Genomic DNA, 26,616 nt, shown 5'->3' on the forward strand with positions numbered 1-26,616 from the left:
CCGGTCAATCACCTTAGGGGTTGCAGAGAATGAAGAATGGCATGAATCGGAGCGACCAGTACGACGTGGCGATCCTCGGCAGCGGTATGGCCGGAGGAATGCTCGGCGCGGTGCTGGCGCGCAACGGGGTAAAGGTGTTGCTGCTCGACGCGGGAACGCATCCGCGCTTCGCCGTGGGTGAGTCGACGATCCCGTACACCTCGGGAATGACGAGGCTGGTTGCCGAGCGCTATCAGGTTCCCGAACTGCGGGCGCTGTCCAGCTTCAAGGGAATCCGCGAGAACGTCTCGCGCAACTGCGGACAGAAGCAGAACTTCGGGTTCGTCTACCACCGTGAGGGACAGTCCCAGAACTGGCAGGAGATCAACCAGTTGGTGGTGCCGTCCGTCCTGCGTACGGAAACTCATCTCTTCCGTCAGGACATCGACGCGTATCTCTTCCACGTCGCCGTCAAATACGGTGCCACACCTCGGCTGAACACCCGTATCGCCGACGTCGAGATAGACCCGGACAGCGGTGCGGTACTGCGCACGGACAGCGGTGAGGAGTTCCGTGCCAGTTATGTGGTCGACGGGAGTGGATTCCGTTCCCCGCTGGCCGAGAAGTTCGCGCTGCGTGAGACGCCCACCCGGGCGCGGACGAACTCGCGGTGCCTGTTCACGCACATGATCGGCGTGGAGCCCTTCGACAAGGCGCCCGCCGCCCGGCGGCACGACCAGCCCAACCCCTGGCACCACGGAACCCTGCACCACGTCTTCGACGGCGGCTGGCTCTGGGTCATCCCCTTCGACAACAGCCCCGAGTCCCTCAACCCGCTGTGCAGCGTGGGGCTCACGCTAGACCCGCGGGTCTTCCCCAAGGGCGACGAGGACCCGCAGGAGGAGTTCGACGACTTCCTGCGCCGCTTCCCGGAGATCGCCCACCAGTTTCGCAATGCCTCGGCCGTGCGCCCGTGGGTCTCCACCGGCCGGCTCCAGTACTCGGCCAAGCAGGTCGTCGGTGAGCGGTTCTGCCTCACCTCGCACGCGGCCGGTTTCATCGACGCGCTGTACTCGCGCGGCCTGACCAACACGCTCGAACTCGTCAACGCCCTGGGCTGGCGCATCATCGCGGCCGCCAAGGACGGTGACTGGTCCATGGACCGGTTCGGGTATCTGGAGGACCTCCAGCAGGGGCTCTTCGACTTCCACGACGACCTCGTCTACAGCTCGTTCGTCGGATTCCGCGACTACGAGCTGTGGAATGCGGTCAACCGGACCTGGATGCTCGGCACCATGCTCGGAAACGTCATGCTGGAAGACGCCTTCTACCGGTTCGAACGCACCGGGAACGACGCGGTATTCCGTGAGCTCGAAGAGCACGGACACCCGGGATCGCCCCTTCCGATCAGCTCCGGATTCAACGAGATGGGCCACCGCGCCCGGGAACTGTGCCGCGCCGTGGAGGCCGGGACGGAGCAGCCGGGGGACGCGGCCAGGAAGATTTTGCAGGTCATTCACGAAGCCGACTTCATCGCCCCCTCCTTCAAGTTCGGAGAACGTGACACCCGGTGCTTCGCCATGTCTCCGGGCAAGATGCTGATGAATGCCCGGTGGTGCCGGAACGATGCTCCACCGGAGATCGGGAAGCGAATGATCAACGCGAGTAAGGGGCTGGTCCGTATGCGGCTGAAGGCCGGTAGGTAATTCGTCGGAACACCCCACCCCTATACGTTCTTGAGGGGCCCCTGGGAATGCCGACCCGTCGCGCGAGCAGGGGGTGTTCCCGGGGAAGCACGGCCCATATTCTGACGAGTGAGCGCTCCACGGATATCCGGCATCAATGATGCTGCCGTAGAGGTCCTGGAGCGCTCGTACTTCCGGGCGGCACGGCTTCGGACCCGGTGAAACCCCTCCAGGACGAGAAGGCAGCGAATGGACGCGAACTCAGCGCTTGACCCCGCAGACCTGATCGCCGTCGTCGGCATGGCCGGCCGGTTCCCGGGAGCCCCGGACACCGAGAGCCTGTGGACGCTCCTGATGGAGCGCCAGGAGGCCATCGGGCCCGTACCGGCCGACCGCTGGGACAGCACGGTCCAGCTTGACCCGGAGCTGAGAATCCCCGCCGTCGGCGGGTTCATCGACGACATCGACCTCTTCGACGCCGGGTTCTTCGGGGTCTCGCCCCGCGAGGCCGCCGCGACGGACCCCCAGCAGCGGCTCCTGCTGGAGGTGGGATGGCGCGCTCTCGAGGACGCCGGCCAGCGCGCCGCCGACCTCGCCGGCACCCGCACCGGCGTCTACGTGGCGTCGGTCTGGCACGACTACGAACTCCTGCGCAAGGCACGGGGCGCCCGGCACACCTCGCACACTCTGGTCGGCACGGGGCGCGACATCCTCGCCACCAGGCTGTCGTACTTCCTGAAACTGCGCGGACCGAGCCTGGCCGTGGACACCGGCTGCTCCTCCGGCCTGGTCGGGCTCGACCTGGCCGCCCGGGCGCTGCGGCACGGCGACATCGACGCCGCGATCGTCGGCAGCACCAACCTGATGATGGACCCGCACGTCACCGTGGGCCTGACCCACTTCGGCGGACTGTCACCGGACGGCCGCTGCGCCTCATTCGCCAAGTCCGCCAACGGCTTCGTACGCGGTGAGGGCGTCGCCGTGGTCTACCTGAAGACCCTGAGCCGGGCGCTGGCGGACGGCGACCGGGTCCACGGCGTCATCGTCAGCACCCTGTCGAACAACGACGGGGGCGGGCACAGCATGGTGAGCCCCAGCCAGGAGGGGCAGGAGGACCTGCTGCGCCGCACCTACGAGCAGAGCCCGGTACCCGCCTCGGCCCTCTCCTACGTCGAGGCGCACGGCACCGGCACCAAACGCGGCGACCCGACCGAGGCGGCGGCCCTCGGCGGCGTCCTGGGCCGGGCACGGCCCGCCGGGGATCCGCTGCCGATCGGCTCCGTGAAGACCAACATCGGTCATTTGGAGGGGAGTTCGGGTCTCGCCGGACTTTTCAAGGTACTGCTCTCGCTCCGCCACCGGGTGGTACCCCCGACCCTGCACGCCGAGGAACTCAACCCCGACATCCCCTTCGACGACCTGAACCTGAGCGTGGTGCGCGAGCCGCTGCGGCTGCCCGACGACCGCCCCGTCTACCTCGGCGTGAACTCCTTCGGCTGGGGCGGTACCAACGCACACGTCGTCGTGGCGAGCCCGCCCGCCGAGGCCGCCAAGGCCCCCGGCGCACACCGGCCGACCGGCACCGGGCTGCCCGCCGTGGTCACCCTGTCCGCGCGGCACGCCCCCGTCCTGGCCCGGCGCGCGGCCCAGCTGCACGACAACCTCCCGGCCCTGCCCGTCGGGGAGGCCGCCGTCACCGAGCTGGCCGGGACCCTGGCCTGGCGCCGCGACCACTTCCCCGAGCGGGCGGCGTTCCTCGCGGCCGGACCCGAGGAACTGCGCACGGCGCTCACGGCGCTCGCCGAGGACCGCGCCGACGCCACCGGTGTGGTGACCGGCCGGGCGACACCGCGGGGCCGCACCGCCTTCGTCTTCCCCGGTCAGGGGTCGCAGTGGCGGGACATGGGTCGCGAACTGTACCGGGACAGCCCGGTGTTCGCCGCCGTCGTCGACCGCTGTGCCAAGGCCCTCGCACCGCACACCGACTGGCATCTGCTCGACGTCTTCACCGACACCGGCGCCTCCTTCAGGGCGGCGGAAGGCTCCGTCGTGGAGAACTGGACGACCCGCACCGACGTCCTGCAACCCGTCCTGTGGGCGATGTCGCTCGGTCTCGCCGAGCTGTGGCGGGCGGCGGGCGTCGAGCCCGACGTCGTCCTCGGCACCAGCCAGGGCGAGATCACCGCGGCCACCTGCGCGGGCGTTTTGTCGTACGACGACGCCGCGCTCATCCTCGCCCGGCGCGGCTCGCTGATCACCCGCAAGGTGTCGGGGCGCGGACTGATGCTCGCCGTGGACCTGGACCGCGAAGCCGCGACGCGGGCGATGGAGGGCTTCGAGGACGAGGTGTCCTTCGCCGCGCACAACGGCCCCCACATGTCGGTGCTCTCCGGCGACAAGGACCACATCCTGGCACTCAAGGAGCTGCTGGAGGCCGAGGGCACGTACTGCGGGCTCGTCAACATCGACTACGCCTCGCACAGCGCGGGCATGGAGGAACTGCGCGACGACATGATGTCGGAGCTCTCCTCGGTCCGGCCCGGCGCCGGGGTGATCCCGGTGATGTCGACCGTCGACGCCCGGCTGGTGGAGGGCGGCGAACTCGACGCGGACTACTGGGTACGGAACCTGTGCAGGCCCATCGAGCTCGTCTCCTCGATGACCGCGCTGCTCGACGACGGAGTCACCCACATCGTCGAGATCAGCCCGCACCCGGTACTGGCCCCCGCGCTGGAACAGCTGGCGGCCGAACGCCCCGAGCCGCCCGCCGTACTCACCACGCTGCGCCGCGGACAGGGCTCCACCCACGACTTCGCCCGGGCCCTGGCCCGCGCCTACACCGCCGGCCTCGAACCCTTCGGCGGGCTGCCCCGTGACAGCCGGTTCCCGGTGCCCGGCTACCCCATGGAACGAGAGAGCTTCTGGCCGGCCGAGGGCAGGCGCCGTACGGCCGCCGCCCAGGGCTTCGAGGCCGCCCCGCTCACCCCGGCTCCGGGCCGGGCCGGAGTCTGGCAGGGCGCACTGGAACTCTCCCTGGAGGAGCAGCCCTGGCTCGCCGACCACAAGCTGTACGACACGGCGGTGCTGCCGGGCGCGGGCATGCTGGCCCTGGCACTGCACACCGCCCGGGCCCGGACCGGGACCATGCCGCGCCGGCTCGCGGATGTCGTGTTCCGCAAGGAGGTGACGCTGGACCGGGGAGCCGTGCGGCTCACGGCCGAATGGCAGGACACGCCCGACGGGGGCGGCGGCTTCCGGCTGATGTCGCTGTCCGACGGCGGCGACGAGTGGCACGTCGTCTCCACCGCACGCGCCGATCACCGTGACAGGGCCCTTGAACTGCCCGGCTTCCCCAACTGGGCCGAGGGACTCGACAGCGCCGACCCGGAGGCCTTCTACCGGCTGTGCGCCCGGCGCGGCCAGGTGTACGGGCCCGCCTTCCAGGCCGTCACGGCCCTGTACACACACCCCTCCGGACAGGAGGCACTCGGTGAACTGCGGCTCGGCGAGCGGCTGCGCGCGGGCAACCGTCCGCCGGTGCTGCACCCCGCCCTCTGGGACGCCGCGCTCCAGGTCGGTCTCGCCCTGACCGAGGGCAACGAGGTGCTGATGCCGACGGCGGTGCGCGCCATCCACCTCCCGCACACTCCCGAGGAGCCGGTCGTCTCCCTCTGGTCCCACGTGGTCCGCAACGACGACGGCACGCTCGACGTACGGCTCTTCGACACCGACCACCGCGCGCTGCTGGTGATGGAAGGCCTGGAGCTGCGCCCCCTGCCGAGCGGCGACGGACGGCACGCGAACGCCGACGCCGACCGGCTGCATCGCGTCCGCTGGACGGAGGTCGCGCACGAGCCCTCCGTGCCGGTCGCGGGCACCGGGGGTCGTTGGATCCTGTGCGGCAGCGCCGACGCCACCGCCCAGGCGCTGGGGGCCGCACTGGCCGGGGCGGGCGCCGAGGTGCGGGACGTCGCCGCCGGCGCGGCCGAACCGCTGGGCGGCGCCACCGAGGTCGACGAGGTGGTGTTCGTCGCGCCGCGCTCGTGCGTCGGACCCGACGCCCAGCACCGCGGGCTCAACCAGCTCACCGCTGTCGTCCGGGCCTGCGCGGCCCTGGGCACCCTGCCCCGGCTGACGGTGGTCACCCACGGGGCCCAGGCCACCGACGGTACCGAGATCCCCGATCCGGGCGGGGCCCTGTACTGGGGTTTCGGACGGGTCGTCCAGCGCGAGCACCCGGAACTCGAAGCGCGCCTCGTCGACGTGGACGCCGCCGCCCCGGGCTGGGCCGCGGACTGCGCCGCCGCGCTCCGCACCCCCGCGGGCGAGAACCAGCTGGCGCTGCGGCACGGACGGCACCTGGCCGCCCGGATCGTACGCGGCCAGGACGCCCATGAGGCCCCGGCCGCCGCGCCCGAGTGGCACACCGGGCGTCAGCCCTTCCGCGTCGGCGCCGCCCGCTCCGGTACGCGGGACACGCTGGGCTTCCTTCCGCTGCCGCGTACCGCCCCCGGACCCGGCCAGGTCGAGATCGAGGTGGCCGCGGGTGCCCTGTCACCCGCCGACGTACGCCGAATCGCGGGCGGCGACACGGCGTTGCTCGGCCGGGAGTGCGTGGGCCGCGTCACCGCCGTCGGCTCCGGTGTCGACGCGCCCCGGGCCGGCGACCGCGTCGTGGCCGTGACCTCCGGCGCTCTGGCCGGCCACGTCGTCGCACCGGCCGCGCACGTCCTGCGCGTTCCGGACCGGATCGGCGACACGGAGGCGGCGGCCCTGTCCCTGCCGCTGGCCACCGCCTGGTACGCGCTGACGGAGGTCGGCAGGCTGGAACCGGACGAGACCGTACTGGTCCACTCGCAGGCCCTGCCGGACTGCCTGGCCGCCGTCCAGGTCGCCCGGTGCCACGGGGCGCGGACCGTCGTCGTCACCGCGCACGGGGAACGGGAACGCGAGCTGCTGCGGGAGCACGGCGTCGAGCTCGTGGTCGACGTACGGGATCCCGACTGGGCCGACACTGTGCGTGAGGTCACGGGCGGCGGAGTCGACGTGGTGCTGGGGCCGCAGGCGGGACCCGCCGCCGGACGGGCGTGGGAACTGCTCTCCCGGGACGGGCGGTTCGTCGAGGACGCCACCGGGGGCACCGTCGACGGCTCGACCGTCGCCCTGAACACGATCCGCGCGGGCGCCACCTTCGCCTCCGTGGACCTGGACGGGCTGCGGGAACGCAGGCCTGCCGTGTTCGCCCGGCTGCTCGGCACGGTCTGGGAGCAGGTGGCAGGCGGACGACTGGAACCCCTGCCGGTGCGCGCCCACGACTGCGCCGGGCCGGGAGGAGCCCGGTTCGCCGACGACCACGACCACGACCTGGCACGGTTGGTGCTGACGGGCTTTCAGGGCGTCGAGCACGTCGCTCCGGAACCGCTGCCGGAGGGCCGGTTCAGGTCCGACGGCAGCTATCTGATCACCGGCGGCCTGGGCGCGCTGGGTCTGTCGCTCGCCGACTTCCTCGTCGGCCACGGCGCGGGCACGCTCGTCCTTGCCGGACGGTCGGCGCCGGGCGGCGAGACCGAGGCGAGGCTGGCGGCGCTGCGCCGACGGGGAGCAGTCGTCGAGACGCTGCGCTGCGACGTCGCCGACCGGGCGGCACTGCGCCGGGGGCTCGGGGAACTGCGCGAGCGCGGACTCCCGCCGCTGCGCGGTGTCGTGCATGCCGCCGGTGTGGTCGACGACGCCACGGTCGGTACCGTCACGCCGCGTCAGCTGGCCAAGGTGCTCCAGCCCAAGGTGGACGGGGTACGCAACCTCGACGCCGTCACGGCCGGGGATCCGCTGGACTTCTTCGTCCTGTTCTCCTCCGCCGCGGCCCTGGTGGGCAACGCCGGGCAGGCCGCGTACGCCGCCGCCAACGCCTACCTCGACGCCTTCGCCGCAGCCCGCCGCGGGCGCGGGCTGCCGGCCCTCAGCGTCCAGTGGGGCCCCTTCGCGGACATCGGCCTCGCAGCCCGGGACGGACATGCCGGCGCCCGCCTCGCGGAACGCGGTATGGAGAGCTTCCCGGCCGAGGAGGCCTGGGCGGCGCTCGTCCGGATGCTGCGCGCGGACCGGCCCGTGACCGGCTATGTGCCCGTCAACCTGCGCCGGTGGTTCGACTCGTACCCCGACACCGTCGCGCACAGCGTCTGGCGGGACCTGTACACGGCGCTCAAGGAGGACGGGACCGTCGGGTCCGGCAGTACCTTCCTGGCCGCCGTGGAGCGGGTCCCGGAGGGGGAACGCGCCGCGCTGGTCGAGGCGAAGGTGCGCGAGCTGGCCGCGCGGGTACTGAGCCTCGCCCCCGAACGGCTGGACCGTGACGTCCTGTTCGAGTCGCTCGGCCTGGACTCGCTGATGAGCCTCGAACTGCGCAACCGCCTGGAAGCAGCCCTGGGCCTGCGGCTCTCACCGACCCTGCTGTGGACCTACGGCAGCCTGCGGGCCCTCTCCGAGGCGCTCAGCGAGCAGATCTCGATGACGGACGCGACGGACGCGGCGGACTCGACAGACGCAGCGGACAGGGCGGCTACGGCGGTGCGGACGTGACGCCCGCCGACGCCGAATCCGCTGTCGAGAACCTCGCTGCCGAGAACCCCGAGCCCATGACCCCGGCCGCCCCCGAAGCCGTCCCCCAGCCCCACCGCCGCCCCCTACCACGAGGAACCCACCCGATGGAAGAGACCCGCCCCCCCGGGGGAGGCAAGCAGACCCCGCTGACCAGGGCGATGGAGACCATCCGCACGCTGCGGGCCCAACTCGGCGAGCAGCAGGGCAACCAGCCCGTCGCGGTCATCGGCGCAGGGCTGCGACTGCCCGGCGGCATCGAGGACCTCGACGGATACTGGGCGGCCCTGGCCGAGGGGCGCGACGAGGTGCGGTCCATGCCGCAGCACCGCAAAGGCCCCTTCGCCGACGCCTGGGAGGGGGTGCCCCAGCGCGGCGGGTTCCTGGACGAAGTGCTCGACTTCGATGCCGAGTTCTTCGGCATCAGCCCCCGCGAGGCACGCCACCTGGACCCGCAGCACCGGCTGCTGCTGGAGGTGGCCTGGGAGGCGATGGAGCATGCCGGGCTGCCGGCCCGGACCCTCGGTGCCGCCAGGACCGGGCTCTACCTCGGCGTCATGTGGCAGGACTACCGGGAGTGGTGCGAGGGCGAACCCGACGCCTACTGGGCCACCGGCAACGGGCACAACTTCGCCGCGGGACGCGTCGCCTACGCTCTCGGGCTGACAGGTCCCGCGATGACGGTCGACACCGCCTGCTCGTCGTCCCTGGTCGCGGTGCACCTGGCGGTGCAGGCCCTGCGGCGCGGCGACTGCGACATCGCCTTCGCGGCGGGCACCAACCTCATCATGTCGCCCCGGACCATGCGACTGGTCCAGGAGACTCGAGGGCTGTCACCGGACGGCCTGTGCAAGACCTTCGACGCCAGGGCCAACGGCTTCGTACGCGGCGAGGGGGCAGGTGCCGTCCTCCTCAAGCGGCTCGACCACGCCCTGCGGGACGGCGACCGGGTGCTCGGCGTGATCCGGGGCACGGCCGTCAACCAGGACGGCCGCTCCAGCGGGTTCACCGCGCCGAACGTACTGGCCCAGGTGTCGCTCATCGAGACGGCCCTCGCCGACGCGGGCCTCCAACCGGCAGCCGTCGGATACGCCGAGACCCACGGCACCGGCACCGCCCTCGGCGACCCCATCGAGACGGAGGCCCTGGCCACCGCGCTGGGGCGGCGCAACGGGGGCGCACCGCTGCCGGTCGGCGCCGTGAAGGCCAACTTCGGCCACCTGGAAGGCACCGCGGGCGTCGCCGGGCTGATCAAGGCGCTGCTCTGCATACGTCACCGCAAGGTGCCGCCGGTCGTCCACTTCCGCACGCTCAACCCGCGCATCGACCTGTCGGGTACGGGCATGAGCGTTCCGGACACGCTCCAGGACTGGTCGCCAGGGGCCGGCGAGTGCGTCTCGGTCAGCTCCTTCGGGATGAGCGGCACCAACGCCCACGCCATCGTCGGCCCGCCGCGCCCGGACGAGGTGCCCGCCCGCGCGGAGGACGGGCCGGAGGCGGTGGTCCACGGGTTCGAGATCTCCGCGAAGACGGCCGAGGCACTTCGGGTCCGCGCCGCCCAGTACGCCGGACTGCTGGCGGACCTCGACCCGGCCGACTATCCGGCCTTCGCCTACAGCGCCACCACGGGCCGGACCCGGCTCGACGTGCGCGCCCGGGTCATCGCCGAAGGCCCGGCGGACGCCGCCGCCGCGCTGCGCTCCCTCGCCGACGGCACCTCCTCGCCCCAGGTGACCGTCACCGAAGGCCCCGACACCCCCGAGGCGAGCCCAGCCGACGGACTGCCCCGCCGCCTCCTCGACCTCCCGGCCTACCCCTGGCAACGCCGGCGCCACGCCCCCGAGACGGCGCCGCCCCCCCTTCCCGCCGCCCGCCCGACCCCGCCGGTGGTCCACGAGGTGCTCTGGGAGCCGGCTTCGCCGAGCGGGCCCCGGCCGGACGGGGGCTCCCTGGTCCTGGCCGGCGACGACGGCGTACTCGTGTCCTGGCTGGTCGACCGTGCGGCCGCGCTCGGTCTGCGCGGCACCGTCCTCAGCCCGGAGCCTTTGCCCGTGCCCGACGGCTGGCGCGCCGGCGTACTCCCGGACAGCGCGGCCGGCTGGCAGCGCTTCTGGACCGACGACCACGACGCGCCCGCCACACCCCTGCTGCTGGCCATGCGGGCGACGGAGCTGCCCGACTCGCTGGACGGCACCTCGGACGCCGCCGCCTCGGGAGCCCGCCTGTGCGCGGCGGTGACCACGGCGGTGAGCGCCCTGGCCGGCGCCGGAACCGGCACCGGGCGGGTCTTCGCGGTCACCCGCGCCGCCCGCCGCGCCGCCCCCGGCGACCCGGTGACCGCCACTGACCACGGTCTGCTGCACGGCCTCGCCCCTGTGCTCGGACTCGAACTCGGCGCGGCCTGGGGGGGAGTCGTGGACCTCCCGGGCGCCCCCGAGGCGCGGGACCTCGACACCCTGCTGACCTTCGTCTCCGGGACCGCCACGACGGAGGACCTGGCGGCGGTGCGCGGCGGAGAGCTCCGGGTGGCGCGGCTGCGCGAGAGCGCACGGCAGACGCCCGCGCCGCTCGACGTACGGGACGACGCCACGTACCTCGTCACCGGCGGTCTCGGCGGCGTGGGCCGGGAGCTGACGGCCGAACTGGTCGCGCGTGGCGCCCGCCACCTGCTGCTCGTCGGCCGCAGGCCACAGGACCGGCTCGACCCCGAAGCCACCGCGCTGCTCCAGGAGCTGGCCGAGTCGGGCGTGCGCGCCGTCTACCGGGGCGGCGGCTGCGACACGGCCGAGGCCGTGGCGGCCGCCTGCGCCCCCCTCGCGGACATGCCACCGGTCCGCGGTGTGCTGCACGCCGCGGGCACCCTGGAGCGTATCCCCGCGACGGAGACCGGCGTCCAGGAGTACGAGGCGTCGCTGCGCGGCAAGTTCGCCGGTGCCTGGCTGTTGCACCTCGTCTCCCGTGACTGGCCGCTGGACTTCTTCGTCCTGCTCTCGTCGGTCTCCGCGGTGTGGGGAACCGACCGGTGCGCCGCGTACGCGGCGGCCAACGGCGGCCTGGACGCCCTCGCGGCACACCGGGTCTTCCACGGGCTGACGGCACTCAGCCTGGCCTACGGTCCCTGGGACCTGGGCGAGACCGGCATGGCCGACTCCGCCTCGCTCGACACCTTCGCCAGGGTGGGCGTGGGAGCGCTGGACGCCGCGACCGGCCGGGCGGCCCTCACCGGCGCGGCCCCCGGCGACAGCGGCCACATCGTGGTCTGCCCGCTGGACGCGCCCCGGTTCCGTACCGTCATGGCGGGCGTCCGCCCCCGTGGTCTGTTCGACGCGGAGCCCGTCGCGGCCGGCGCGGCAGCGGTCTCCGAACCCTCAGACGCCGTACCCCTCGAACCCTCCGTCAAGGACGAGCTGGCCGCCCTGCCGGAGCGCACCCGGGCCGGCGCGGCCCGAACCCATGTGGCCCGGATCCTCGCGACGCAGCTCGGGCACGCCGACGCGGCCGCCGTCCGGCACGACGCGGGCTTCTTCGACCTCGGCCTGGACTCCATCATGGCCGTCGACCTGGTCAACCGGCTCTCCCATGCGTTCGAGGTGGTCCTGCGGACGGCGGACGTCTTCGACCACCCCACCGTGACCCAGCTGGCCGACCACCTGCTGACCGCGGATCCCGCACCCGGGACGCCCGTACCTCCGGCGTCCCCGTCCCAGGCGCCGCCCACCACCGTGGAACGGCCGGTACCCGCCGCGACGCCGCTGCCCGGCCGGCCGCCGGCGGGTGAGGACACCGGCCGTGAGCCCATCGCCGTGGTCGGCATGGCGGGCCGCTTCCCGGGGAGCGACTCCGTCGACGAACTGTGGGACCTGCTCCGCGAGGGCCGGGACCCGGTCGGCCCGGTCCCCGAGGAGCGGTACGACACCGCGGACTTCCACGGCGACGGCGTCGAGCCCGGCTGGATCACCACCGACCAGGGCGGCTTCCTGAAGGACATCGCCCGGTTCGACGCCTCGTTCTTCGGCATCCCGGCGCGCGAGGCGGAGAACCTCGACCCCCAGCAGCGACTCCTGCTGGAGTCGGCCTGGCACGCCCTGGAGAGCGGCGGAATCGACCCGCACGCCCTCAGGCGCACCCGCACCGGAGTCTTCGTGGGCGTCAGCTACGCGGACTACGCCCGGCTGCTGGCCGGGCCCGGCGCCGAACAGCTCGACGCCTACTACAGCACCGGCACCTCGCTCAACGCCGCCGCCGGACGGCTCGCCTACAGCCTCGGCCTGAACGGCCCCGCGATGGCGGTGGACACGGCCTGCTCCTCGTCGCTGGTCGCCCTGCACCTCGGCGTACGGTCGCTGCGCTCGGGAGAGACCGACGCGGTGCTCGCGGGCGGCGTCAACGTCATCCTCGACCCGATGGCCTCCGTCTCGGCCAGCCGCGCGCACATGCTCTCGCCCGACGGACGCTGCCGTACGTTCTCCGCCGACGCCAACGGCTTCGTCCGCGCGGAGGGCTGCGGAGTGCTCGTACTCAAACGGCTCGGCGACGCGCGGCGGGACGGCGACCAGGTCCTCGCCGTGATCCGCGGCACCGCCGTGAACCAGGACGGCGCGTCCTCCGGGCTGACCGCACCGAGCGGCACAGCCCAGCGGACCCTGCTGGCCGACGCGCTCGCCGACGCGTCGGTCACCGGCGCAGAGGTGTCCTACCTGGAGGCGCACGGCACCGGCACCGCGCTGGGCGACCCCATCGAACTCGGCGCCGCCTGGCGGGTCCTGGGACCCGGACGGAAGCCGGGAGAGCCCCTGCACGTGGGTTCGGTGAAGAGCAACATCGGTCATGCCGAATCCGCGGCGGGTATGGCGGCGGTCATCAAGACGATCCTCGCCCTGAGACACGATCTCATCCCGGCCAACCTCCACTACAGCGAACCCAACCCGCATGTGGACTGGTCGGACATGAACGTCAGGGTGGTGGACACCCCCACGCCCTGGCGTCCAGGTACGCGTCCCCGAGTAGCGGGCGTCTCCGGTTTCGGACTGACCGGAACCAACGCCCACCTCGTGCTCGCCGACCCTCCGGCCGCCGACTCTCCCGCCACAAGCGGAGATCCGGCCGGAGCCACCCATCTGATCCCGCTGTCCGCCCCCGACGCGGACGGTCTGGAGCGGCTGTCCCGGGCCTGGGAGCGGTGGCTGGCCGACGCGTCCGCCGAGGAACTGGCCGGCCTGGCCGCCACCGCGACCGCCGGACGCGCCCACTTCCCGCACCGGCGGGCGCTGCTCGGGCAGAGCACCGAGAAACTCCTCGCCCAGTTGGCGTCGCCGGCGCCCGAGCGGTCCGACGGCGGTCCGCGCATCGCCTTCCTGTTCTCGGGACAGGGCAGCCAGCGCTTCGGCATGGCCCGCGAGTTGTACGAGACGGAGCCGGTCTTCCGCGAGGTCTTCGACACCTGCGACCGCGAACTCGCTCCTCGGCTGGGCGGTTCCCTGGTCGAGTCGGTGCTGTACGGCGGCGACCAGGAGGCGATCCACGAGACCTGGCTGACCCAGCCCGCGCTGTTCGCGGTGGAGGTCGCGTTGGCCGCGCAGTGGGAGTCCTGGGGCGTCACCCCCGCCCTGCTCGTGGGGCACAGCGTCGGCGAGGTCGCCGCGGCCGTCCACGCCGGGGTCATGGACCTGCCGTCAGGGCTGGGGCTGATCGCGGAGCGGGCCCGCCTCATGCAGGGCACCGAACGCGGCGCCATGCTCTCCGTACGGGCCACCGAGGAACAGGTGCTCGGCCTGCTCGACGGGACGGAACTGGACATCGCCGCCGTCAACACCCCGGACTCGACCGTCGTCTCCGGCACACCCGACGGGATCGCCCGGTTCGCCGCCCGGCTCGCCGGGGAAGGGGTGCGCAGCACGCGGCTCAGCGTCTCGCACGCCTTCCACTCCCGGCTGCTGGACCCGGTCCTCGGTGAACTGCGCGGCGTACTCGAACCGTTGGAGTTCCGCCCGCCGCAGGTGCCGGTGATCTCCAACCTGACCGGACGGCTCGCGGAGCCGGACACCTACGACGTGGACTACTGGGTGCGGCACGCCCGCAACCCGGTCCGGTTCCATGACGGGGCACGGCAGTTGAGCGCCCACGACATCGACATCTGCCTGGAGATCGGCCCCGACCGCACCCTGGTGAACCTGGTGCGCGCGGCCGGACTGGCACCGGCCGGTGGTGTGGTGCCCTCGCTGTACCGGGGCACCGGCGACCGGGCGGCCCTGCTCGCCGCCGTCAAGTTCCTGTACGAGCGCGGCCAGGACATCGACTGGCAGGCCCTGCGGGCTCCCCGGCACACCCCGCGCGGCAGTGCGCCCCTCTATCCCTTCGCGGCCACCACGTACTGGCGTGGGGGGCAGCGGCCGGCCGGCCAGGCGGCACCGGCGGCGGTGACCGGACCCCCGTGGGGGACCGAACTCAACTCGCCCGCGCTCAGGGGCCGGGTGTTCGTCACCGAGCGCAGCACCGTCTATCCGCCGCACCTCGACGACCACCGGCTGTTCGGTACCGTGCAGGTGGCCGGCGCGTCCCAGACGGCCACCGTCCTGTCCGCGCTCGGCAGCGGGGGCGAGCCGGTGGTTCTGGAGGACCTGTTCTTCCCCCGGGCCCTGGTGCTGCACGACGGCGAGCGCTACGAACTCCAGGTCATCGAGGCTGTCGAGGACCACGGCACGCGCACCGTCAGCGTGCAGAGCCTGCTCGACCCGGAACGCGGGCGGTGGCAGGAGCATCTGACGGCCCGGCTGCCCGGCGCCGACCCGGTCGGCGTCAGGAACGCACCTGACCCCGAGGAGTTCATCGCGGGCGCCGACCGCCATCTCAGCGGCGAGGCCTTCTACCGTCATCTGAGGGGGATCGGCTATCTGCTCGGCCCGTCGTTCAGCTGGGTCGGCGACGCCTGGATCCGCGGCGACGAGTCGCTCATCAGGTTCGCCTGGCCGGAACACATGAACGAGGACCCGGCGGACTACCAGATCCACCCCGGGCTGCTCGACTCGTGCCTCCAGAGCTCCGTCACGTTCGCGGTGCACGAGGACGACCCGGAACCCCAGGATCAGGAGCAGGCCCTGGTCATCCCCTTCGCGGCCGCCCGGGTCTCCTTCCCCGGCCGCCCCGTCGTCGGCAAGGAGCTGTGGGGCCATGTGAAAGCGGTCATGCGAGACGTCCCGGACGGTGGCTTCCACCAGGTGGACACCGCGGACCTGCACATCTTCGACGGCGACGGCGCCACGGTCCTGGCCATGGACGGCTTCCGGTTCCGTCTCGCCTCCCGGACACTGCTCCAGTCGTCACTGCGACAGGGTGTCCGGCACGTGTACGAACTCGCCTGGGAGCAGCGGCCGTCGGCCACCGCCGGTGGCTCCGCCGGGCACCGCCGGCACGTCGCCGTGGTCGGCGGCGCGGACACCGAGCCGGGCCGGGCGGTGCTCAAGGCATGCGAGGCGCTCGGGCACCGTACGACCGTCATCAACCTGCCCGGTACCGGCACGACCGCCATCGACACCACCGCCATCGACACGGCCGTTCTCGACGCCGATCTGATCGTGGACGCCCGGTTCGGCGCGCCCACGGAGGACGGCCGACCCGACACGGCTGCTGACACGGCGCTCGACGCGGCCCTCGAACTGGCCCGGACACTCCGCACGGCGCCGCGCGGCATCCCGTACGCCGTGCTCGCGGCCGCCGCCCCGGACGCCGCGCCCGTACGGGAGACGCTGTGGGGTCTGCTGGCCTCCCTCGAAGCCGAACAGGACGACCGGCGACTGGTCCGGGTCACGCTCGCGGACGGCTGGGACGGCACCGAACTCGTCCGCATGCTCGACCGGGCGCTCGACGACGGCATCCCCGAGACCCGGCTCGAACTGAGCGGCGGCGGCGCCCGCGTGGCCCGGCTCGTCCCGTACACCGAGCAGCCCGTGCGGCAGGCCGGCCACGACGGCGGCGCGGCGCTGATCACCGGAGGGCTCGGGGCGCTCGGGCTGAGCAGCGCGGCGCTCCTGGCCCGGCACGGCGTCCGCGTCGTCACCCTCATGGCGCGCTCGGCCCCCGACCCCGTGGCGCGGCGCGTCATCGACGAACTCGCCGCCGGGGGAACCCTGGTGAGCGTCGTTCGCGGTGACGTGACCGATCCCGCGGACTGCGCGCGGGCCGTCGCCGAGGCGGGCCGGGCCGCACCGCTGCGCACCGTTCTGCACCTCGCGGGTGCCACCGACGACCGGGCCTTCGACGACGTCGACCGTGACACCCTCGAGTCGGTCTTCGCGGCGAAGGCACGAGGGGCGGTCAACCTCGCCGCCGCGCTGCGCGGGCACACCCTGGACGCCTTCGTGCTGTTCTCCTCCGCCTCCAGCGTCCTCGGCTCGGCGGGACAGACCAACTACGCGGCCGCCAACGGCTTCCTGTCCGGCCTCGCCGCCGCGCTGCGCGCCGAGGGGGTCCCCGCCACCGGCGTCGACTGGGGGCCGTGGACACCGGAGGCGAAGGGCGGACTGGCCGCCTCCGACGTCGTACAACGGGCCGTCGGGAAGCTCGGCATCGGCTCCCTCACCGACGAGTCGGCCGAGAAGCCGCTGCTGACCGCGGTCACGGACGGCCCCGCGCGGCTCGTGGCGGTGGACATCGACCCCGAGCGCTACACCGCCCGGCTCGCGGGCCACCCCCGCGCCGCCCTCCTCGCGGACATCGTGGCCGGGGACGGCCGGCGGGCCGCTCCCGAGGGGCCCGCGCGCCGACCGCGCGGCCGGCTGCGCGCCGAACTCGACGACCTCGACGCGGCCTCCCGCGAGGAGCGCCTCAGGGAGTACGTGCGTGAGACGACCGCGGAGACCCTGGGGAGCCGGGAGACGGTCGACGACGAGACCGGCTTCGGCGAGATGGGCCTGGACTCGATCATGGTGATCGATCTGCGGACCCGGCTGTCCCACGCGCTGGGGGTGGACCTGCTCGCCACCGTCGCGCTCGACCACCCCACCGTTCCCCGCATCTCGGCCCACATCCTCGGCCTGCTGTACGAGGAGCTGGAGGAGGCGGGACCGGGCAACGCGCCGCCGGTGTCCCCGCCGCGGGCCACGGACGACACCGCCGGCTCCCAGGACCTGGCCGCGCTGTCGTTCGACGAACTCGTCCGGGCCGTCCGCAGCGATGTGACGGCACAGGAAACAGCACGGAAAGGAGACGGAAAGTCATGAGTGACGGCATGAACCCCGACGACATCCGCACTCTGATGGAGGATCAGCTGCGGCTGTCGCGTCAGCTGCGGGAGCGGATCACCGAACTGGAGGACGAACAGCACGCGCCGGTGGCCGTCGTCGGCATGGGCCTGCGGTTCCCCCCGGCCATCAACACCCCCGAGGCGTACTGGGACTTCCTGCGCGGCCCCGGCACGGCGCTCGCCGACATCCCCGAGGACCGGCCGGGACTGCGCTCCGTGTACGACCCGGTCCCCGGGAAGACCGGGCGCTCCTACGTCGACCGGGCCGGTTTCCTCACCGACATCGCGGGCTTCGACGCCGACTTCTTCGGCATCTCGCAGCGTGAGGCCCGGCTGCTCGACCCCCAGCAGCGGATGCTCCTGGAGACCTCCTGGGAGGCCCTGGAACGGGCCGGCGTCGCCGTCCGCAGGTCCGACCGGCTCAACGTCGGTGTGTATCTGGGCATGATGACCTCGGAGTACTCCGAGCGGAACGAGGACCGCTCGGACATGTCCCGGATCGACCCGTACTACATCACCGGCGGCGGACTCAGCTTCGGCGCCGGACGCGTCAGCTACCTGATGGGCTTCTCCGGCCCCGTGATGGGCGTGGAGACCGCCTGTTCCTCCTCCCTGACCACCCTGCACCTGGCGGTGCGGGCACTGCGCGCTCGCGAGTGCCGCTACGCGCTCGCGGGCGGCGCCAACCTGCTGCTGTCCGCCACCCTCATGGTGTCGCTGTGCCAGACCCGGGCGCTGTCCCCGGACGGCCGCTCCAAGTCGTTCCTCGCCACGGCGGACGGCTACGGGCGCGGCGAGGGGGTCGGAGTGCTTGCCCTGATGCGCCTGGACGACGCCGAGCGCGAGGGCCGCCCGGTGCTGGCCGTCATCCGGGGCACCGCCGTCAACCATGACGGCGCCGCCTCCGGGCTGACCGCCCCCAACGGCCCCGCCCAGCAGGAAGTGATCAGGGCCGCTCTCGCCGACGCCCGGATCGCCCCCGAGGAGCTGGGGTTCGTCGAAGCCCACGGCACCGGGACGGTACTGGGCGACCCGATCGAGATAGGCGCCCTCGACGGCGTTCTGGGCAAGGCCGTACGCCGCCGGGGTACGCCCCTCACGATCGGCAGCGTCAAGTCGAGGCTCGGGCATCTGGAAGGCGCGTCGGGGATCGCCTCGGTGATGAAGGCCGCACTGATGCTCCAGCACGGGGTGATCCCGGCGGCCGCGGACCCCGACGACGGTGAGCTGAACCCGCACATCCCCTGGGACAGGCTGGGGTTCCGTGTGCCGCGGAAGAACCTGCCCTGGCCCGCGGAGCTGGCGCGCAAGGTGGTGGGCGTCAACTCCTTCGGTATGAGCGGCACCAACGTGCACGCCGTGCTAGAGGCGCACGAACCGGAGTCCGCCGGGCCGCGGTCCGCCGGAGCGCCGCGGACCGAACTGATCACCCTGTCCGCCAAGGACCCCGAGGGGCTCGACCGCCTGGCGGAGGAGGTCGTCGCGCACCTGAAGCACACGGACGCCGCGCGACTGCCCTCGGTCTGCCACACCCTGCGCGCCGGACGGGCCCCGTTCCCGTACCGGCTCGTCGCCACCGGCACCACGACGGACGGACTGTCCGAGGCGCTCGCGAAGGCCGCGGACGCCCACCGGGCGCAGCCCACCGCCGCGACACCGCCGCGCACCGTCACCCTCGTGGTCACCGGCCCGCCACAGCCGTTGCGGGCCGCGGTGGAGGTGCTGGCAGCCGCCTTCCCCGCGCTGAGCGACGCGGCCGGTGACGCCGACGCCGCTCCCGGCCCGCGGCTCGCGGCCGTCCTCGGGCTCCTCGGGGTCCGCGTACGGCAGCGGGAGGCGACGGCCCACGAGTCCGGTGCGACCGCCTGGATCGAGTGGGCGACGGACGGGCGTCCGCAGCTGTGGCCGCTGGTCGGTGCGGAGCCGGACTCCGCGCCCGAACTGCTCGTCACCGCCCTCGGCGAGCTGTTCGCCGCCGGGGCGGAACTGAGTCTGGCGGCACTGCGCGGCCCGGGCACCGCCTTCGTGGGAGACCTGCCCACCTATCCGTTCCGCCACCGGCGGTTCTGGATCGACGAGCCGGCCGTGGACGCCACCGGAGTGCGGGCGGCGGGGAGTCAGATCGCCGCGCCGAGCTCGCTCGACCCGGAGGAACTGACCACGTATCTGGCGGCCCAGCTCCAGGAGGTCCTCCAGGCCGACGACCTCGACCTCGACCTGTCCTTCCTGGAGGTCGGCGGTGACTCCTTCATGTCCACGCTGTTCATCACCAGGGTCCAGGAACACTTCGAAGTGGGCATGACCGCCGACCAGCTCTCCCTCGACATGCCCCTGCGCGAACTGCTGGAGAAGCTGGCCGAGAGCATCGCCGCGGCCAACGCCAACGCCGGACAGGGGTGGAAGGTATGACCTCCGCCGACTCGTTCGTCCGGCCCCGTACGGTCCGGAATCCCTCGCTGCGGCTCGTGGTGTTCCCGCACGCCGGCGGCTCCGGGAGCGTGTACTACCCGGTGACCCGGCACCTCCCGGCGGACTGGGACCTCCTGTTGCTCGACCTGCCGGGCCGTGGCAGAAGGCACGCTTCCGTGCCGCTGACGGACATGGCCTCGCTCGTGTCGGACGTCACGGAGGACGTGGCACCCCACGCGGACGGAACGCCGCTGGCCCTGTTCGGCCACAGCCTGGGCGCGGTGATCGCCTTCGAGACCGCCCGCGCTCTGTCGGACCGGGGAGTGGCACCGGCCTGGGTGGGGGTCTCCGGACGGCAGGCGCCCGTTCTGCAACCCCCCGTCCGGGTGCTCGATCCCAGCCTCTCGAACGCGGAGCTGATCCGCAGGCTCGGCAGGCTGGGCGGGCTGCCGGACCGGTTCGACGAACTGCCGGAGTTCCGGGACCGCTTCCTGCGGCTGATCCGCGCCGACCTGCGGGCCCTCGACTCCTACCGTCCAGGCGAGGGGCGCGGCCCGCTGCCGTGTCCGCTGACCGCGTTCGCCTCCACCGAGGACGTACTGGGCCCGCCCTCGGGGCTGTCCGCCTGGGCCCGGGAGACCACGGGCGCCTTCCGTCAACAGGTGTTCGACGGCGGCCACTTCCACTTCCTGGGTGAGGCCTTCCCGACCTTCGCCGAGACCCTGGTCACCGAGATCCGCGGCGCCATGGACGCGGAAACCGTCCCCCAGCCCAACTGATTCCGTCGGTCCCCCCTCCCAGGAGAGAAGTCGGCATGACGTCAGAACGCCCGGTGGTCCGCGGTGCCACCGCTCGGACCCTGCCCGCGGAGCCGCGGCTGCGGCCCGCCGATTTCCGCACGATGATGGCCGGATTCCCCACCGGAGTGACCGTCGTCACGACCGCGGGGCGTGACGGTGTGCCCTGGGGGATGACCCTCACCTCCCTGTGCAGTGTCTCTCTGGAACCGCCGGTCCTGCTGGTCTGCATGCGACTGGGCAGCCCCACCCTCGACGCGGTGCTGGAGAGCCGCCGGTTCGTGGTCAACCTGCTGCACAGCGGGGCCCGGACCACGGCGGAGCTGTTCGCCTCCGGCGCGCCGGACCGGTTCGAGCGCGTCGCCTGGCGGACGGACGAGAACACCTCGGGCCCGCATCTGGTCCAGGCGGCCCACACCATCGCCGACTGCTCGGTGACCGCCCACCACCTGGTCGGCGACCACATGGTGATCATGGGCGGCGTCACCGGGGTCTGCGGACTGGAGGGCGACCGGCCTCCGCTGCTGTACGGGCTGCGCCGCTTCGCCACCTGGCCGGAGACGGACGGCTATCTCTCGTACGACTTCATCTCCTGAACCGACTCCGTTGTCGAGCCGGCTTGGTTTCCTGACCGCTGCGTGGCGCGCAACGAGCGGTGACTGGCGCGCGGCGAAGCGACAAGGACGAGCGGCGCGCGGCGAAGCGACAAGAACTAGTGGGGGAGCAGCGATGACTGACCGAGCGACAGTGACGACGGGCCCGGCCACAGTGACGACGGGCCGGGCGACGCCGGCGGCGGATCGAGTGACTTCGACCCGTCGCCGTACCGGGGGAGCCCGGAGCCCGGCACCGAGCGAGGCGGCGTACCCGAGGACCGCGACGGTGGCGGCACCCCCGGTCCCCACCCTCGACCAGCTCTTCGCGCGGAGCGCCCGCCGGTTCCCGACGCGGATCGCCGTACAGGACGGCTGGCATCAACTGACGTACGCCCGGACCGAACAGCGGGCGACCCAGCTGGCGTCGGCGCTGGTACTCGGCGGTGTCCAGCTCGGTGACGCCCTGGTCGTCCACTGTGAGAACCACCGGCAGGCCCTCGTGGCCCAGCTGGCCGTGCTGAAGGCGGGCGGCGTCTGCGTCCCCGTGCCGCGGTCGCCGAGCGGCCCCGAACTGGCGCGCGCCGTCGAGGCGAGCGGGGCGCGGGCCGTCCTGTCCAGTCGCGCCGCCTATGACAGGCGCGTGCCGGGCGTTCCCACGCTGGCCCTGGACGACCCCGCCACCTGGCGGAAGATCGCCGCCTCCCCGGTGGACCCGTCGCTGCCCCGGTCCGGTCCGGAGGAGGCGGCGCACCTGATGCTCGCCGGCGATCAGGGGCCCGCGGGTGATCGGCTGGTCGACCACCGCTCCTGGTGGCTGTCGATCGCCGACCGGGTACGCCGGGCCGGTTCCGCGACGCACACCGTCGCCGTCGACGAGCCGCCCATGTCGGCTGTGGCCCTGGCCGCCATGTGGTGGGCCTTCACCGATGGTGGCACTCTTCACTCCGCCCCTTGGAGTGACGACGCCAACTGGCCGCTCGCCGGTGGCGGTTCGGGCATCACCATGATGACTCCGGCCGGGTACGCCCGGCACCTGGAGCGGCCCGCCCACGCCCGCCCGGCGACCGGGAGCTCGACGGACCCCGGAACCGTGGTGCTGCTCGGTGATCCCTGCTCCCGGAGCCTGGTCACACGGCACTTCGCGGTACGGCCCGCCACCCGGCTCTGGGCGGAGTTCGCGCCGGTGGGCGGTCCGGTGCCATGGACCGCCCACCAGCTCTTCGCCCGCGACGCACGCCAGCCCCACGCCCTGGGCGCGGGCCGCTCCGTCCCGCCCGCACGCATCCGGATTCTGGGGCCCCGGGGACACAACCTGCCGCGTGGCGAGGCCGGTGAACTCGTCGCGGTCGTTCCGGCCGGGGTGACCGAAGACGTACAGCGCTCGGGCTGGTACGGGTGCTGGACCTCCGAGCGGACGCTGGAGGTCACCGAGCGCCCGACGGCGACCGCCCGCGGTGCGCTCCGTCCCCCGGCCATCCGTCCCCCGGCCATACGCCCCGCCAACAGCCCCGAAGGGGAACGCACATGACTGCGAAACGGACCGCGCACCCGCGAGCGGGCGGCTTCTCCGACCTGCTGAACGCCTTCGAGGGGCTGCCCCGTACGTCAGCCGACACGTCAGCCGACAGGCCGTCCGACACATCAGCGGACACACCGTCCGAGACGCCGGCCGGGGAACCCCGCCCGCTGGAACCCCGCGCGCTGCAACTTTTGGCCCCGGACGGCACTCTGGTCACCCACCGCGGCTTCGCCTCGGACCACACCCCGGACCAACTGCGGGACTTCTACCGGGACATGGTGATGTCCCGCGCCATCGACGGTGAGGCGACCGCGCTCCAACGGCAGGGCGAACTGGGCCTGTGGCCACCGTTGCTCGGCCAGGAGGCGGCGCAGGTCGGTTCGGCCCAGGCCCTGCGCGGTGACGACTACGCCTTCCCCAGCTACCGGGAGCACGGCGTCGCCTGGTGTCGTGGCGTCGACCCGGTCGACGTGGTCAAGCTCTTCCGCGGAGTCAGCAACGGCGGCTGGGACCCGAACGAGCACAACTTCCATCTCTACACCCTGGTCGTCGGCTCCCACCCGCTGCACGCCACCGGCTACGCGATGGGCCTGGCCCAGGACGGCGCGGACGCGGCGGTCATCGCGTACTTCGGCGACGGAGCCACCAGCGAGGGAGACGTGGCGGAGGCGTTCACCTTCGCGACCGTCCACGACGCCCCGGTCGTCTTCTTCTGCCAGAACAACCAGTGGGCCATCTCCGAGCCCGTCGAACGCCAGCTGCGCGGAGCGCTGTACCGGCGTGCCCAGGGATACGGTTTCCCCGGCATACAGGTCGACGGCAACGACGTACTGGCCGTGCACGCGGTGACCCGGGCCGCCCTGGAGCATGTCCGCACGGGCAACGGCCCGGTCCTCATCGAGGCGTCCACCTACCGCATGGGCGCTCACACCACCTCGGACGACCCGTCGCGCTACCGGCGGGCCGCCGAAGTGGAGGAATGGCGGGCGAAGGACCCCATCCAGAGACTGCGCACCCACCTGGTCCGCGACGAACTGGCCACCCAGGAGTTCTTCGACGCCGTCGACGCGGAGGCCACCGAGGTCGCGTACCGCATCCGCCGAAGCGTCCGCACCATGCCGAATCCGGACCGGATGACGCTCTTCGACCACGTGTACGCGGACGGGCACGCACTCGTTGACGAGGAGCGGGCCCAGTTCGCCGCCTACCAGGCGTCTTTCGTCGGATCGGAGGTCAAGTAGCCATGACTGTCGAGCAGTTGACCCTGGCCAAGGCGATCAACGAGTCGCTGCGCGCGGTTCTGGAGGCCGACCCCAAGGTGTTGATCATGGGTGAGGACGTCGGCAAGCTCGGCGGTGTCTTCCGGGTCACGGACGGGCTGCAGAAGGACTTCGGCGAGGATCGGGTGATCGATACGCCGCTGGCGGAGTCGGGCATCGTGGGTACGGCGATCGGTCTGGCGCTGCGTGGCTATCGTCCGGTGGTGGAGATCCAGTTCGACGGTTTCGTCTTCCCGGCGTACGACCAGATCGTCACGCAGCTGGCGAAGATGCACGCGCGGGCGCTGGGCAAGATCAGGCTCCCGGTCGTGATCCGTATCCCTTACGGGGGCGGGATCGGTGCGGTGGAGCATCACTCGGAGTCTCCGGAGGCGTTGTTCGCGCATGTGGCGGGGCTGAAGGTGGTCTCGCCGTCGAACGCGGGGGACGCGTACTGGATGTTGCAGCAGGCCATTCAGAGCGACGACCCGGTGATCTTCTTCGAGCCGAAGCGCCGTTACTGGGACAAGGGCGAGGTCGACACCAAGGCGACCCCCGGCCCGCTGCACAGGGCGCGCGTGGTCCACGAGGGCACCGATCTGACCCTGGTGGCGTACGGGCCGATGGTGAAGCTCTGCCAGGAGGCCGAGGCCGCCGCCCAGGAAGAGGGCAAGTCCCTCGAAGTCCTGGATCTGCGGTCCATGTCCCCGATCGACTTCGACTCCATCCAGGCCTCGGTGGAGAAGACCCGCCGTCTGGTCGTGGTGCACGAGGCGCCGGTGTTCCTGGGGACGGGCGCGGAGATCGCGGCCCGGATCACGGAGCGCTGCTTCCACCACCTGGAGGCACCCGTGCTGAGAGTCGGCGGCTACCACGCCCCGTATCCGCCGGCGCGCCTGGAGGACGAGTACCTGCCGGGTCTGGACCGGGTGCTCGACACCGTTGACCGCTCGCTGGCGTACTGAGAAGAGGGTCGTGACGACGATGACCGAGACCGCCTCGGCACTGCGCGAGTTCAGGATGCCCGATGTGGGTGAAGGGCTGAACGAGGCCGAGATCCTCAAGTGGTACGTCCAGCCCGGTGACACCGTCACCGACGGCCAGGTGGTGTGCGAGGTCGAGACCGCCAAAGCCGCGGTCGAACTCCCCATCCCCTACGACGGCGTCGTACGCGAGCTGTGCTTCCCCGAGGGGACGACGGTGGACGTCGGCCAGGTGATCATCTCTGTCGCGGAGGGCTCGGACTCCGGCGGCCGCACGGCCGTGCTCGTCGGCTACGGGGTCGCGCAGAGTCCGGTGAAACGGCGACCGCGCCGGACGACCACGCCCGTCGGGATCGTCGTCCCGGCCTCCCGGGTCCGCCCGTTGGCGAAGCCGCCGGTGCGCAAGCTGGCCAAGGACCTGGACGTCGATCTGGCGACGGTCACCCCCACCGGACCTGACGGGATCATCACGCGGGAGGACGTGCACGCGGCGGTGGCACCCCCGACGCCGCCCCCGCCCCCGGCACCCGAAGCCGTACGGACTCCTGTCGCCGCTGCGGTGCCCGTGGTGGCGTACGACGACGGTGCCCGGGAGACCCGTGTCCCGGTCAGGGGTGTCCGCAAGGCCACAGCCCAGGCCATGGTGGGCTCGGCGTTCACGGCGCCGCATGTCACGGAGTTCGTGACGGTGGACGTGACGCGCACGATGAAGCTGGTCGAGGAGCTCAAGCAGGACCAGGAGATGACGGGGCTCCGGGTGAACCCGCTGCTGCTGATCGCCAGGGCCCTGCTGGTGGCGATCAAGCGCAACCCGGAGGTGAACGCGTCCTGGGACGAGGCCGCGCAGGAGATCGTGCTCAAGCACTACGTGAACCTGGGCATCGCGGCGGCCACCCCGCGCGGCCTGATCGTCCCGAACATCAAGGACGCCCACTCCGCGACCCTGCCGCAACTGGCCCAGGCGCTGAGCGAGTTGGTGGTGACGGCGCGGGAGGGCAGGACCTCCCCGGCGACGATGCAGGGTGGCACGGTCACCATCACCAACGTCGGCGTCTTCGGCGTCGACACCGGCACACCGATCCTCAACCCCGGCGAGTCCGCGATCCTCGCGGTGGGCGCGATCAGACTCCAGCCGTGGGTCCACAAGGGCAAGGTCAAGCCCCGTCAGGTCACCACTCTGGCATTGTCCTTCGACCACCGCCTGGTGGACGGCGCACTGGGCTCCAAGGTCCTGGCCGACGTGGCGGCGATCCTGGAACGGCCGAAACGGCTGATCACCTGGGGGTGAACGGGGGGTCGGCCCGGTGGACCTCACGGCCTCCAGTAGTTGTGCAGAACCCTTCCAGACAGGACCGTGCATACTGCGATCACCCCTGAAAGCTGGGTCGGTCGCCATCATTCCCCCGTGTGGCGGCCGACCCGTTCTGCGTTGTTCGAGTCTTTCCGCAAAGCCCTTGAGGAGTCTGTTGTGGTCGATGCCCTGGCGAAGACGGTGAAGAGTCTCGATCGGGTGATCATCCGGTTCGCGGGGGATTCGGGTGATGGTATGCAGTT

Annotated in this window: 10 protein-coding genes; all 10 read left to right on the top strand. The window is 72.4% G+C overall.

The features are described 5' to 3' along the window. Window positions 1-41 precede the first annotated feature (41 nt). The 10 genes from RB628_RS10715 (at window position 42) to RB628_RS10760 (ending at window position 26,350) form a co-directional block, all read left to right on the top strand. Entirely contained in the window at window positions 42-1,685 is a 1,644-nt protein-coding gene (locus tag RB628_RS10715; RefSeq protein WP_318320098.1) for an NAD(P)/FAD-dependent oxidoreductase, read from the top strand. 228 nt (window positions 1,686-1,913) lie between these two features. Next, complete coding sequence (locus RB628_RS10720; protein ID WP_318320099.1) at window positions 1,914-8,243, top strand: type I polyketide synthase; 6,330 nt, start codon at window positions 1,914-1,916, stop codon at window positions 8,241-8,243. A 125-nt stretch (window positions 8,244-8,368) separates the two neighbouring features. Further along, window positions 8,369-17,476, top strand: a complete 9,108-nt coding sequence (locus RB628_RS10725) for an SDR family NAD(P)-dependent oxidoreductase (protein ID WP_318320100.1) — start codon at window positions 8,369-8,371, stop codon at window positions 17,474-17,476. After that, the gene (locus RB628_RS10730) at window positions 17,473-19,908 is read left to right on the top strand and encodes a type I polyketide synthase (RefSeq protein ID WP_318320101.1); all 2,436 of its coding nucleotides are present in this window, start codon (window positions 17,473-17,475) and stop codon (window positions 19,906-19,908) included. Before RB628_RS10725 ends, RB628_RS10730 begins: the two co-directional genes overlap by 4 nt. Beyond that, a complete protein-coding gene (locus RB628_RS10735) occupies window positions 19,905-20,687 on the top strand; it encodes a thioesterase II family protein (RefSeq protein ID WP_318320102.1) in 783 nt (260 codons plus the stop codon). Before RB628_RS10730 ends, RB628_RS10735 begins: the two co-directional genes overlap by 4 nt. 35 nt (window positions 20,688-20,722) lie before the next feature. Beyond that, window positions 20,723-21,301 (top strand): flavin reductase family protein, encoded by a 579-nt coding sequence (locus tag RB628_RS10740; protein ID WP_318320103.1) that lies wholly within the window; start codon window positions 20,723-20,725, stop codon window positions 21,299-21,301. A 286-nt stretch (window positions 21,302-21,587) separates the two neighbouring features. Further along, on the top strand, window positions 21,588-22,829 hold the full coding sequence (locus RB628_RS10745; RefSeq protein ID WP_318320104.1) for a class I adenylate-forming enzyme family protein: 1,242 nt from the start codon (window positions 21,588-21,590) through the stop codon (window positions 22,827-22,829). After that, the gene (gene pdhA / locus RB628_RS10750) at window positions 22,826-24,061 is read left to right on the top strand and encodes a pyruvate dehydrogenase (acetyl-transferring) E1 component subunit alpha (protein ID WP_318320105.1); all 1,236 of its coding nucleotides are present in this window, start codon (window positions 22,826-22,828) and stop codon (window positions 24,059-24,061) included. Before RB628_RS10745 ends, pdhA begins: the two co-directional genes overlap by 4 nt. A gap of 2 nt (window positions 24,062-24,063) precedes the next feature. Continuing rightward, on the top strand, window positions 24,064-25,044 hold the full coding sequence (locus RB628_RS10755; protein WP_318320106.1) for an alpha-ketoacid dehydrogenase subunit beta: 981 nt from the start codon (window positions 24,064-24,066) through the stop codon (window positions 25,042-25,044). 10 nt (window positions 25,045-25,054) lie between these two features. After that, complete coding sequence (locus tag RB628_RS10760) at window positions 25,055-26,350, top strand: dihydrolipoamide acetyltransferase family protein (RefSeq protein WP_318320107.1); 1,296 nt, start codon at window positions 25,055-25,057, stop codon at window positions 26,348-26,350. Window positions 26,351-26,616: the final 266 nt, after the last annotated feature.

Source organism: Streptomyces sp. ADMS (assembly GCF_033441795.1).
In the GTDB taxonomy this organism is placed as follows: domain Bacteria; phylum Actinomycetota; class Actinomycetes; order Streptomycetales; family Streptomycetaceae; genus Streptomyces.